The sequence below is a fragment of the uncultured Caldilinea sp. genome (assembly GCF_937128415.1).
Lineage (GTDB): Bacteria > Chloroflexota > Anaerolineae > Caldilineales > Caldilineaceae > Caldilinea.
Genome location: NZ_CAKZMJ010000009.1, coordinates 7,501 through 19,794, shown reverse-complemented (window position 1 = coordinate 19,794; position 12,294 = coordinate 7,501). Strand labels below are relative to the sequence as shown.

Genomic DNA, 12,294 nt, shown 5'->3' with positions numbered 1-12,294 from the left:
TCAATTTTCGTAGGTGCGGCTCTCAGCCGCACACCCTCGACCGCCCCGAAGCCACGAACAAGGCCGACCGGTTTGCCACCCGAACGCAAAATCCCCCCTCAATTTTCGTAGGTGCGGCTCTCAGCCGCACACCCTCGACCGCCCCGAAGCCACGAACAAGGCCGACCGGTTTGCCACCCGAACGCAAAATCCCCCCTCAATGTTCGTAGGTGCGGCTCTCAGCCGCACGCCCTCGACCGCCCCGACGTCCCGGACAGGCTAACGAAGCGCTGCAAAGCGTCATTCCGCAGGCTCCCGCCGGAATCCTCGCAGCGTCGCCGCCCACCCTTCCTGCTCTTCGCCGGGAATGTAGGGCAAATAGTAGGCGACGCGGTCGAGCAGGCGACCGGCGTAACGCTGTTGAATGAAGCCGGGCAAGGCCGCCCAGCTTCCTGTGACGGCGAAGGCGTCGAGCATTTCATCGGTGATCCGCTCGCCCATCGCCTGCCATGCCCCTTGCCGAGCCATAAGGCTGAGCTGCTCCGCCGTCGCCGTCCAGCCGTGCAGGTCTACGATCGTGCGATAGGCGGGCGTGCTCATGTAAAAGGCAATCTGTTCGCGCACCGAGCGCTCATAGACGCTGGCAGGCTTTTCGCCGTCGGTCGGGATGACAAACACAGCCGCCACCGCCGTGAAATGGAGGCGCGAACGCCCTGCGCTGCGCATTCCCTCGCGCAGATGCGGCCAGGCGTACTCGCGCAGATATTTCACCGAATGAAAGGGGTGAATGTGCACCCCCTCGCACAGGCCGCCCGCCAGACGGAGCATCTGCTCGTTCACTGCCGAGATGTAAATCGGCGGGTCCGGATGCTCCAGCGGCGGCTCGGCGAAGAAGGGCGTCATCAGCCGCAGCGTGTAAAACTCCCCCCGGTAGTTGAGCGACGTTCCGCCCTTGCGCCAGCTTTCCCAAACGGCCCGGATCGCCTCGATCGTCTCCCGCATCTGGCGCACAGGCTTTTCCCAGCGCATGCCGTAGCGCAGGACGACGTGGGCTTTCACCTGCGTCCCCAGCCCGAGCAGGAAACGCCCCTGGCTGTAGCGCTGCAAATCCCAGGCGATGTGCGCCAGCGTCGTCGGCGAGCGCGCAAAGGCCACGGCGATTGCCGTGCCTAACGAAATGCGCCGGGTGTGCTCCGCCGCCAACACCAGCGGCAGAAAGGGATTGTGGGCGGTTTCCGCCGTCCACACGCCGTGGAAGCCGGCGGCTTCGATGGCGGCGGCCAGCGTAGGCATCTGGCGCAGATCGCCTGTGAGCAGGTAAGCGTCAAACTTCATAGAGTGTTCAAGCTTTGGATGATGGGCGGATGCACGCGCAATCCGCTCGCAAGTATACCACAGACGCCGACGCAAAGAGGGCGAGGAACGAAGCAGGCTCCAGAGTCGTCTTGCATCAAAGAACATGCAGATCGACGCCCGGGTCTTCCGAAATGCTTTGGTTGCGGCCAGCGCTCCAAGGCGCGCCCCGGCATCTGCATCGTGCTTACATTGACCGTGACGCTGCGCATGGTACAATACATATTTGCTGGGAAAAACGCCGTCTTGCCAGGACGGCGCGCGTTGCAGAAAAACGACTGCCGGTCCTCTGCGCTGACCTACAAGTTGCGCCGACCACGGGCAGTCGATGGTTAAAGGTGTTCTCACATGTTCAAAAAACTTTATTACACAATCACCGGCGATCCAAACGAGAAGGCGCTCAAAAAGTATCGTCCGATCGTCGAGCGGATCAACGGCCTGGAAAAAGAATTCGAGCGCAAGAGCGCCGAAGAGCTGCGCGCTATGACGCAGCGCTTTAAGGAGCGCATCGCCGAAGCTACGGCGGAAATTCGCGAGGCGCTGGCCGAGGCCGAGCAAGAATATCTGGCCGTGTTGGGCACGGAAAACCAGAAATTCGCCCGCGTGGAAGTCGAGCGCCTGAAAAAGGAGCTGCGCAAGGAAGAGGAGAAAATCCTCTGGGAGATTCTGCCCGAAGCGTTCGCCGCCGTGCGCGAGGCCAGCAAGCGCACAACCGGCCTGCGCCATTACGATGTGCAACTGCTCGGCGGCATGGTGCTGCACAGCGGCCGCATCGCCGAGATGAAGACCGGCGAAGGCAAGACGCTGGTCGCCACGCTGCCGCTTTATCTGAACGCCTTGACCGGCCACGGCGTGCACCTGGTCACGCCCAACGACTATCTGTCGAAAGTCGGCCTTCAGCTCATGGGGCCGATCTATCACATGCTGGGCCTGAGCGCAGCGGTCATCCAAAACAGCGCCGGCCATCCCGACCAGGCCAGCTTTCTCTTCGATCCGGAGTTTCCCAACGCCGACGACCGCTTCCAGTATCTGAAGCCGATCACGCGGCGCGAGGCCTATCTCGCCGACATCACCTACGGCACCAACAACGAGTTCGGCTTCGACTACCTGCGCGACAACATGGTGCGCGACATCAGCCAGGTGGTGCAACGCGAGCTGCATTACGCCATCGTCGATGAGGTGGACAATATCCTGATCGACGAGGCGCGCACGCCGCTGATCATCTCCGGCGAGGCGCGAGAAAGCTCCGACTACTACGTGCAGTTCGCCAATCTCGCCAAGCGCCTGACGCCGGGGAAGCACTACGTCGTCAACGAAAAGGAGATGACGGCGACGCTGACCGAGGAAGGCATCGCCTACGTCGAACGCACGCTCGGGATCGACAATCTCTACGACCCTGAGCACTTTGAGATGTTGCCTTATCTCGACAACGCGCTGCGCGCCGTGGCCCTCTACCATCGCGACCGCGACTACATCGTGCGCGGCAACGAGGTGATCATCGTCGATGAATTCACGGGCCGCTTGATGGAAGGCCGGCGCTACGCCGAGGGCCTGCACCAGGCGATTGAGGCCAAAGAGGGCGTCAAGGTGCAGAAAGAGTCGATGACGCTGGCCACGATCACCTTCCAAAATTACTTCCGCATGTACAACAAACTGGCGGGTATGACCGGCACCGCCAAGACCGAAGAGGAAGAGTTCCAGCGCATCTACGACCTCGAAGTGGTGCAAATCCCCACCTACAAGCCGGTGATCCGCCAGGACCTCGACGACCTGGTCTACCGGACGCAAGAGGCCAAGTTCAAGGCGGTGCTGGAAGACATCAAGGAAAAGCACCGCCAGGGCAGGCCGGTGCTGGTCGGCACGGTGGCGATCGAGACCAGCGAATACGTGAGCAATCTGCTCAAGCGCAGCGGCATCCCGCATGAGGTGCTCAACGCCAAGAACCACGAGCGCGAGGCCACGATCATCGCCCAGGCCGGGCGGCCAGGCGCCGTCACCATCGCCACCAACATGGCCGGCCGCGGCGTCGACATCCTTTTGGGCGGCAACGCCGAAGGATTGGCGCGCGAGCAACTGCGCAAGGAGCAGTTCGATCTCTCCACCATTCGCCAGAGTGAGTGGAACCGCGCCGTCGACATGCTCAAACGCGGGCAAGATCCTACGACGATCTACAGCGACCGGTGGGCGCAGGTGCTCACCGAGCAGTGGCGCGCCGTCGAACGCGATCGCGAGCTTGTGCGCCAATTGGGTGGGCTGCATGTGATCGGCACCGAACGCCACGAGGCGCGACGCATCGACAACCAGCTGCGCGGCCGCGCCGGCCGTCTCGGCGACCCCGGCTCCAGCCGCTTCTATCTGAGCCTGGAAGACGAGCTCATGCGCAAGTTCGGCGGCGAGCGCATCGCCGGCATCATGGCGCGGCTCGGCGTCGAGGATGACGTGCCGATCGAGGCGGGGTTGGTCAACAAGGCGATCGAGAACGCCCAGACCAAGGTCGAAGGCTACAACTTCGACATCCGCAAGCACGTGCTCCGCTACGACGAAGTGGTCAACGAACAGCGCAACCGCATCTATGAACAGCGCCGGCGCATCCTCACCGAGCCTTCGTTGCGCCTGACGATCGAAGACATGATCGCCAACGAGGTGCGCCAGATGGTGGCGCAGTACACCGCCGCCGATCTGGAAGACGAGTGGGAGTTGGAGGAGCTGGCGCAGGCGTTGCGCGCCCTTGTCCATCACCTCCCGCCCGACTTCTCGCCCGCGCGCTGGGAAAACAAGAAACGCAGCGAGATCGAGGCGGACGCCATCGCCCTCGCCTTGCAGGCGTATGAGGCCAAGGAAAAAGAGATCGGCGAAGAGCTGATGCGCGGCGCCGAAAAACAGTTGATGCTGATGGCGGTGGACAGTCGCTGGGTGCGCCATCTGACCGACCTCGACCGCCTGCGCGAGGGCATCGGGCTGCGCGCGCTGGCGCAACAGGACCCGGTGGTGGCGTACAAGCGCGAGGCGTTTGAAATGTACAGCGAGATGATCGACGCCATTCGCAGCGACACGGTGCGCGCCGTGTTCTCCCTGGCGTTGCAGCCGCAGGCGCAAGCGCAGCAGACGCCGCTCTTTGCCCCGATTGCACGCAACATTCGCACCAATCGCGACGGCGGCGACGGCAAACCTCAAACGGTGCGCAAAAGCGGACAGCAGCTCGGCCGCAATGACCCTTGCTGGTGCGGCAGCGGCAAGAAATACAAGAACTGCCACATGAAGAGCGACCAGGCGCAAGGCGCGCCGCAACGCATGGCGGCGAAGTGACGAATCGTTCGGCGATCGGCGAGAGTGGAAGACGTGGACGCTCGCTCACCGCTCACAGTTGAAGCCTATCGGCGGCTGCCTGTCGTTCCGGCCAGCCGCCGATGGTTTTATGGACCCCACGCCGGCCAGTTCGGCGACCTCTATCTCCCATCGTCGCCGGGGCCGCACCCGGTCGTGACGCTGATCCACGGGGGGTGTTGGCAGGCGGAATTCGGCCTCGCACCGCTCGGACAGCTGGCGCAGGCGATTGCAGCGCATGGAATCGCGGTGTGGAATATCGAGTATCGTCGGTTGGGCGAAGGCGGCGGCTGGCCGACGACGTTTCAGGACGTCGGCGCCGCGCTCGACTTTCTGCGCACGCTGGCGGACGTTCATGCGCTTGACCTGCATCGCGTGATTGCAGCCGGTCATTCGGCCGGTGGACACTTAGCGCTCTGGCTGGCCGGACGTGCACGCCTGCCACGTCACAGTCCGCTCTTCGCGTCCGATCCATTGCCCCTGCGCGGCGCGCTCTCGATCGCCGGCATTCCAGACCTGGCTGCGGCTGCCGAACGCGCAGTGTGCGACGACGCCATCATCGAGCTGCTGGGCGGCGATCCCAAAGAAGTTCCCGAACGCTACGCCCAGGCGTCGCCCGCTGCGTTGACCCCGCTCGGCGTTCCTCACATTCACCTCCACGGGCGCAACGACGCCATTGTCCCCATCGACCTGGTTGAGGCGTATGTGCAATTTGCCGTGCACGCCGGAGATGACGCCCGGCTGGCGCCGCTGGATAATACCGGCCACTTCGAGCCGGTCGATGCGCGGACGCCCGCCGCTGCGCGCGTGATCGAACTCTTGCGCACGTTCTGGTAAGTCACGCCGTAGGCATGTATGCGCCAATGGCGAACGAAATCGTCGCGCCAGGGGCGATGACTTACGCAGATGTGGTTCCCGCCTCTGGCGCGACGCGCCTTGATGAGAAGTAGTTGCGATTATCGCTGCACCGTGGGGAGGTAGATGCGGTTGCTTGGCGACTGTCCCGGCGTCGGGGAAGGCGTGGGCGTCGAAGAGCCGTAATCGACCTCGAGGTCTGCGCCCTGCACCACGCCCAACGGCTCATAGCCGGTGTAGCCTGGGAACACTGCGCCCAGTTTCGGGTTGCCGAGCCGTCGGATCAGGATTTCGCTGAGCACGCGGCGGTAATCGGTCGTGATGGCGAGATCGCGACGATCGTACAGTTGATCCGTCGCCAGGCCGGGCCATTCACCGAAGACCTGGCCGCCGTTGACGGCGCCGCCCGCCACCAGCATGATGTTGCCGTGTCCGTGGTCGGTGCCGCGGCTGCCGTTCTCCTGGAAGGTGCGGCCGAATTCGCTCATCACGACGACCGTGATGCGTTTTGTGTGATCGACGCCGTTGTCGTTGCTGAGATCGAGCAGGAAGGCGGCGATGCCGTTGCTCAACTCTTCCAGCTTCGAGCGGAAATAGCCGCCGCCGGCGTCGCCCTGATACTCGTGCGTGTCCCATCCGCCGAGGTCGAGCGTCGCCACGCGCAGGCCCAACTGGAGGCGGATCACCTGGGCCACCGTCTGCAAGCTGCGGCCAAAGCCGGTGTTCGGGTAGACGGCGCCGTTGCCCGGCGTGTAACTTTGCGGATTGGCCCTTTCGATCACGTCGATGGCGTCGAGCGTCTGCAAGCCCGCCTGATGCAGCCAGGAGGAGGCGCCGCTGTACATTTTGCGCATGGCGGAGCGCTGCCATTCGCCGTAGCGCCAGTGCCCGCCGAAGCTGAAGTCGTTGGGCGTGGTCATGCCCACGCTCTCGCGGCTGCCGAAGAGCGAGGTGGGCTGCAGATTGCCGACCGCCACCGCCGGCATGACGATTTCGGCGGGCAGACTTTCGGCGGATTGCAGATGACGGGTCAGCCAGCCGGTGCCGATGCTCTTGCTGTTCGGGGTGCCTAGCTCCATGTACTGCATGGCGTCGAAATGGCTGCGCGTGTCGCTGGTCAGGCCGGTGGCGTGGACGATCGCCAGTTTGCCATCCTGGTAGAGCTCATGCAGGGCGGCTGCGCCGGGATGCAGGCCAAAGCGGTCGTTGAGGAGACGGGCGGCGTTGTCTCCGCTGGTCGGGATGGCCAACGATGGTCGTTTGGACTGATAATATCCGCGGTCGGCTCCGTCGATCGGGAAGACGACGCTGAGCCCGTCGATGCCCCCACGCAGGAAAATCACCACGATGATGTTTTGATTGGGTTCGGCTTCGGCGCTGCCGAAGGCCGTAAAACTCAGCCCGCTGCCCCAGGCGGCGATCGCCGCAGAGCAACCGACCAGAAAGCCGCGTCGCGTTGGTTTGAACATGGGCGCTGGTTCTCCTTGTTTGAAACGGCGCGTTCACCGCCACTGGAACGAAGGTGACATAAAGATCAGGCCCACCATGAAGCGCAGACGCTCTGCGATCTGGTCGGCGGGCAGGTCCTGGTCAGGATTGCGGCCGGCGGCCATGAACTCCACGATCGGCTGGCGCTCTTCCGTCGGAAGCAGGCGACCGAGGATGCGGCGCGACCAAAAGTCGACCAAGGCTGTGGGTCTTCGGACATTGGCGGGCGTCTGAACGACGCAGTCGATGCGAAGATTGTTTTTGTCTTCCCCTTCACCGCCGATCTTCCAGCCGTCCATCAGCCAGTTGCAGATGCGCCAGCGTTGCAGGATGGTCATGGTGCCCGTCCAGCGCTCTTTGGTGTCGGGATAGCCGTCGGGAGGAGGCCAGCTGAAGAGCGCCTGACCGAGCGGTTCGTATCGCCAGCGGAAGTCGTTGCTCCAGGCGAAGTTGGCGTTGGCGGCGCGCAGCAGGCTCACGACATACTCGAAGGGGCGTTTGATCTTCTCGCCCCACGTTGAGCGGAACTCTGGCGAGAGCAAGATGGTGCGCACCACTTGCTTGAGCTGATCCGGCGCGTTGCGCCTGGCGTAGAAGACGTCCGCCGCCGCCTGGACGACCGTTTCCGGCGGGTTGTCGCTGATGAGGCGTCGGCAAAGTTTTCGGCAGATATAACGCGCCGTCCCCGGATGATTGGCGAGCAGGTCGAGCACAAATTCGCCGTCCTGCACGCCGGCGCCGCTCGGCGTCGCCTTGGCCAGCACAATTTTCGAGTACTTGGCGTGCACGGCGTCGTCGAAACGAAAATTGCCCGTCGCCTGGTCGATGCGCCAGCCGGTGAAGCATTGGGTGGCGGCGTAGACGTCTTCGTCGATGTACATCAACGCCACGCCGTTGGCGTCTTTCGGCGCAGGGTGGTGGTAGCCGCCGTCCGGGCCGACGATCGAGGCGACGCCGAAGTAGTTTTCGGCGCCGAGCGTATGCAGTTCAAAGAGCTCGCGTGCATAATTTTCGTTCGGCCCGGCGCTGGTGTTGGAGATGTTGTCGAGGTAGTAGAGCATGGCCGGACTTTTGGCGACGGCGCCGAGCATCTGGCGAAAGTTGCCGAGCAGGTGGCCGCGGATTACGTCGCGGTCGTAGTGCACCCAGGTGCTGGCGGCCCAGCGATCCCATGCGTACACGTTGAAATGGTTGTGCCAAAAATCGGCCAGCACCTCGACCAACTGACGTTTGCTGTAGATGGCGCGAATGAAGGTGGCCCGGATCGTCTCCTCCAAGGGCTTCATCCGCTCACTCCAAGGCGCGTCCCCGATGGCGTGATCCGTCCACAGTTGCTGACGGGACTTGTGAAGCGTCGTGAAGCCCTGGGCGGCGAGGATCGATTCGCACTGGCTGTCGTCAATTGTCTCCGGCGCAAGCTGTTGATCGACGAAGGCGCGCAGCCGTTCTTCGCTGTTGCTTCCCAACGCCATCAGGGCGTCCAGATCGCCCGGCCGGGGGCCAAACGCCATGCGATTGAGCGCAATGATTTCGGGGGAGGGAGGCGTCGCGTCTACGCTTGCAGCGGAACGCCTGGAGGGCGTGCGCATCGCCGGGGCAGGCGGCGCCTCCTGGGCGCTGGCGGTCGCCGGTCGAAGCGCCACTGCAGCTGTTGCAGCGATGGCCGCGCTCTTCTGCAACAGCGAACGACGGCTGAGCGCCGGCTCCGGTTCGGCCCCGGCCATCGACTCGAGCGAAGCATCAAGCAGTTCTGGTGAAGACACAGCGCTTTCTCCTGCTTTGACTGTGGCCTGACAAGATTGCGGGCGAGTGAATCGCCACACAGAGAATACGCGCAAACTTTATCACAGACCATGTGCAAAAGTCGTTGCGCACATAAAACATGCGACCTACGCAATCCATGCGTTTGATCGACGCCTTTCACCCCTGGTGCTTGCGCCAGAGTCGCTCCCCTCCCACCGACGCTGCATAGCCCCTCACCTGGCGCTCCAGGTCGGCGCGATCGGTGAAGAAGGTGCTCAGTTGCGAGCGGAACGCCAGGATCGCCTCGATCTTTGCTGCGAGGTCGACCTCTGTGAGCGAGACGACGGTCGGCGTCCACTGCGTCGGCGCCGCGTCGAGCACCGCGGAGAGCTTGCCCGGCTGTTGCGCGTAGGGGTAGTCTTCATAGAAGTAGAGTGCAGCGCCGAAGGCGCGCTGCGCCGCCTCCGTCACCAGCAGATGATCGACGTGATGACCGACCGTGAGAGGCGCATAACAGCGCCCGTGCGCCGGCAACGTCTTTAGCCAGGCGGCGATCTGCTCCACAAACGGCTGTTCAGCCGGATGCACATCGCCGAAAATGTCATTGTCCGAGATGTAGAGCGGTCGGCCATCGACAGGGTGGAGGCGATAGATGCAGTCGGGCAGCGGCCAGTGCAAGAAGTCGGCGCCCAGGACGGCGCAGGCGGCGATGTCTTCGTTGCGGCGTTGGGCGGCGGCGTCGCGCCCCAGCGCCCAGCGTTCGTGCAGGCTGCGGATGTACTCGTTTTCCACGTCCTGCTGCGGATCGCCCGCCATGACGGTGACGATCAAGACGCGCTGGCCGCTGCGCGTGCGTTGTGCAATCTGTCCGCCGCAGGAGAGAGCGGCGTCGTCGAGATGGGGCGAAAGGTAGATGGCGTCGTAGAAGCTGGCAAGTTCGGTCATGGCTGCTTGCGTCGATGAAATTACAGAGAATCCAACGTTTTGTTTCTACAATAAAGGTCAAATTATCAGAGCAAGGCTTCTATCCTGCAAAGAAAAAGCGTCGCGATGGAAACAACACGCCTCACGAACCGCACAGCTCCCGCCGAGCCTTTGCGCGTGGCGATGCTCAGTTATCACACCTGCCCGCTGGCGATGTTGGGCGGCAAGAAGACCGGCGGCATGAACGTCTATGTGCGCGACCTCAGCCGCGCCCTTGCAAAGAAGGGGATCACCGTCGACGTCTTCACGCGCTCGCAGGACGACTGTGCCCCGCGCGTCGTGCATGATCTTGGCCCTGGCGCGCGGGTCATGCATGTTCCCGCCGGGCCGGAGCGTCCGATCCCGGTCAGCGAAACCGAGCGCTATCTCGACGAATTCGTCGCCAATATTCTCGACTTTGCGGAGCGAGAAGGGTTGCGCTACGACGTCCTTCACAGCCACTACTGGCTTTCTGGCGTCGCAGCGGAGGCGCTATCCAGGGCCTGGGGCGGGACGCCGATCGTGCAGATGTTTCACACCCTCGGCCATATGAAGAACCAGATCGCCCGCGACCCGAGCGAGCGCGCCTCGCAGAGTCGACTCGACGGCGAAACGCAGGTGGTTCGAATCGCCGATCGCATCATCGCCCCTACGCCTGCGGAGGTGGAGCAACTGGTGCGACTGTACGGCGCAGCGCGGGAAAAGATCGTCGTTGCGCCGCCCGGCGTGGACCTGGCGCACTTTCACCCGATTCCCCAGCTTCAGGCCAAGCAGATGATCGGCATCCCGCCGCAACGTAAGAACATCCTCTTCGCCGGCCGCATCGAGCCGCTCAAAGGCATCGACACGCTGCTGGAGGCGATCGCGCTGCTCAAGGAGCGGCGCATCGCCGACCTTTCTGAGACCTGTGTGACGATCATCGGCGGCAACCCCTGGGCCGACACGCTCGACGAGGAAATGGAGCGGCTGCAACGGATGAGCCTGGAGCTGGGGCTGGACGATCTGGTGGCGTTCGCCGGCGCGCGGGATCAAAATATATTGCCCTATTACTACGCCGCCGCAGAAATGGTTGTGATGCCGTCGCATTACGAGAGTTTTGGCATGGTGGCGCTGGAGGCGATGGCGATGGGAACGCCGGTGATCGCCTCGGAGGTGGGCGGGCTGGCCTACGTGGTGTGCGATGGCTACAACGGTTTTCTGGTGCCGCGGCGCGATGCGCAGGCGCTGGCGCACCGCATCGCCGATCTGCTCAACGATCGACTGTTGCGCGAGCGCCTTTCGCGCAACGCTGTGCATTACGCCCGCGACTACGACTGGGCGATCATCGCCGAGCGCATCGCCGCTGTGTACGAGGAGACGCTTGCGCACCATCCTGCACGGGCCTAACGGCCCGGGACGACGCCATGCGCGGCCAACGCTGCGGCGACGTCCAAATCGGGCGTATAGTGAATGGCGATCATGCCCACCGCTTGGGCGCCTTCGACGTTGTGCATAAAATCGTCGATAAAAATCGCCTCCGCCGGTCGCCGTCCCAGGCGCTCCAGCGTGCGCAGAAAGATCTCCGGCGCCGGCTTCATCACTCCTTCATAGGCGGAGCCGACGATCAGGTCGAAGGCGTCCCCCATTGGATAAACTTCGGTGAGCGTCGGCAGCAGATCGTCCATGGCGTTGGAGATGATTGCCATCTGATAGGACGGACGCAACGACCGCACCAGCGCCAACAGGGACGTGTTCAGGCGATCGCCGCCCCAGAACTGACGGCGAAACGCGGCGACCCCGGCGTCGTCGAGGTGAAGGCGCTCCTGAACCCAACGCCACAATTGCTGCGCCGTAATCTCACCGCGCTGCGCCCTTTGCCCCATCTCGCTGTTGTAGACCAGGAATTCGGCTTCCCCGGGTTGCAAGCCGAGTTCGACCTCCAGCGCCCGGCGCGGGGCAGGGTCTTCGGTGCGCACCAGCACGCCGCCGACATCGAAAATTACAGCCTTGATCATCTCTTGAACACCTTTCAAAAAGTATTTGCTGCTCCCTCTTGACCGTGCTATGATCGAACTCGATCTCGCCTTCGCAATGGTCTCGCAACCCATTGCACACCTCAAAATCTAACACAAAAACCGATGGATTGAGCGAAGGAGGAGTGCCTTATGCAGCTCAAAGGGAAAATAGGGATTGGCCTGATTTTGCTTGTGTTTGCAGTTTCGTTGTCGGCCTGCGCAGGCGTCGCTCCGCAGGCGGCTGCCCCAGGCGCGCCCGCCGCCGGAGAAGCCGTGACCATCACGTGGGCCTTCTGGGGCAGCCCGGAGGAGAAAGCCTCGCATGAGCGCGTCGCCGCCGCCTTCATGGAAGAGCACCCCGAGATCAAGATTGACATCTGGCATCAACCCTGGAACGACTATTTCACCAAGATTCAGGCGCTATGGGCCAGCGGCGATCCGAAGGTGATCCCGGACGTCGCCTTCCTGTGGCCGACCCCGCGCTACGCCGCCGAGGGCGTGCTGGAAAACCTCGACCCTTACATCGAGGCGTCCGGCTATGACCTGAACGACTACTGGCCGGGGCTGCTGGAGTCGGCCAAATATCAGGGCAGCG

At 63.2% G+C, this 12,294-nt stretch carries 9 protein-coding genes (1 of these 9 only partly in view); 4 read left to right on the top strand and 5 right to left on the bottom strand.

The window, feature by feature from the left end:
- Positions 1-279: 279 nt before the first annotated feature.
- Positions 280-1,314 carry a TIGR03617 family F420-dependent LLM class oxidoreductase gene (locus Q0367_RS01510; protein WP_298980699.1) on the bottom strand — a complete coding sequence of 345 codons (1,035 nt, stop codon included), beginning with the start codon at positions 1,312-1,314 and terminating at the stop codon, positions 280-282.
- A gap of 366 nt (positions 1,315-1,680) precedes the next feature.
- Here Q0367_RS01510 and secA point away from each other — a divergent pair, with 366 nt between their 5' ends.
- Positions 1,681-4,638 (top strand): preprotein translocase subunit SecA, encoded by a 2,958-nt coding sequence (gene secA, locus Q0367_RS01505; RefSeq protein WP_297633379.1) that lies wholly within the window; start codon positions 1,681-1,683, stop codon positions 4,636-4,638.
- A gap of 33 nt (positions 4,639-4,671) precedes the next feature.
- The gene (locus Q0367_RS01500) at positions 4,672-5,493 is read left to right on the top strand and encodes a S9 family peptidase (RefSeq protein ID WP_297633381.1); all 822 of its coding nucleotides are present in this window, start codon (positions 4,672-4,674) and stop codon (positions 5,491-5,493) included.
- Between the two features lie 119 nt (positions 5,494-5,612).
- Here the strand turns inward: Q0367_RS01500 and Q0367_RS01495 are convergent, their stop codons facing one another.
- From Q0367_RS01495 to Q0367_RS01485, 3 genes are all read right to left on the bottom strand, one after another.
- Positions 5,613-6,980, bottom strand: a complete 1,368-nt coding sequence (locus tag Q0367_RS01495; RefSeq protein WP_297633383.1) for a DUF1501 domain-containing protein — start codon at positions 6,978-6,980, stop codon at positions 5,613-5,615.
- Between the two features lie 33 nt (positions 6,981-7,013).
- On the bottom strand, positions 7,014-8,762 hold the full coding sequence (locus Q0367_RS01490) for a DUF1800 domain-containing protein (RefSeq protein ID WP_298980698.1): 1,749 nt from the start codon (positions 8,760-8,762) through the stop codon (positions 7,014-7,016).
- A gap of 157 nt (positions 8,763-8,919) precedes the next feature.
- Positions 8,920-9,687 carry a PIG-L deacetylase family protein gene (locus Q0367_RS01485; protein ID WP_298980697.1) on the bottom strand — a complete coding sequence of 256 codons (768 nt, stop codon included), beginning with the start codon at positions 9,685-9,687 and terminating at the stop codon, positions 8,920-8,922.
- 105 nt (positions 9,688-9,792) lie between these two features.
- Here Q0367_RS01485 and Q0367_RS01480 point away from each other — a divergent pair, with 105 nt between their 5' ends.
- Positions 9,793-11,091: a glycosyltransferase gene (locus Q0367_RS01480; RefSeq protein ID WP_298980696.1), complete on the top strand. Its 1,299-nt coding sequence runs from the start codon at positions 9,793-9,795 to the stop codon at positions 11,089-11,091.
- Here Q0367_RS01480 and Q0367_RS01475 read toward each other — a convergent pair.
- Positions 11,088-11,699, bottom strand: a complete 612-nt coding sequence (locus tag Q0367_RS01475) for an HAD family hydrolase (protein WP_297633390.1) — start codon at positions 11,697-11,699, stop codon at positions 11,088-11,090. The genes Q0367_RS01480 and Q0367_RS01475 overlap by 4 nt on opposite strands.
- A 150-nt stretch (positions 11,700-11,849) precedes the next feature.
- Between Q0367_RS01475 and Q0367_RS01470 the strand changes: the two genes are divergently transcribed.
- Positions 11,850-12,294 carry the 5' end (the start) of a sugar ABC transporter substrate-binding protein gene (locus Q0367_RS01470; protein ID WP_297633392.1) on the top strand. It continues 884 nt past the right edge of the window, so 445 of the gene's 1,329 nt are visible here — the first part of the coding sequence; the start codon lies at positions 11,850-11,852; its stop codon lies beyond the right edge, outside the window.

Coding starts and splice junctions, on each gene's coding strand:
- Q0367_RS01510 (WP_298980699.1), bottom strand. CDS start 1,314: ATGAAGTTTGACGCTTACCTGCTCACAGGCGATCTGCGCCAGATGCCT.
- secA (WP_297633379.1), top strand. CDS start 1,681: ATGTTCAAAAAACTTTATTACACAATCACCGGCGATCCAAACGAGAAG.
- Q0367_RS01495 (WP_297633383.1), bottom strand. CDS start 6,980: ATGTTCAAACCAACGCGACGCGGCTTTCTGGTCGGTTGCTCTGCGGCG.
- Q0367_RS01485 (WP_298980697.1), bottom strand. CDS start 9,687: ATGACCGAACTTGCCAGCTTCTACGACGCCATCTACCTTTCGCCCCAT.
- Q0367_RS01480 (WP_298980696.1), top strand. CDS start 9,793: ATGGAAACAACACGCCTCACGAACCGCACAGCTCCCGCCGAGCCTTTG.
- Q0367_RS01475 (WP_297633390.1), bottom strand. CDS start 11,699: ATGATCAAGGCTGTAATTTTCGATGTCGGCGGCGTGCTGGTGCGCACC.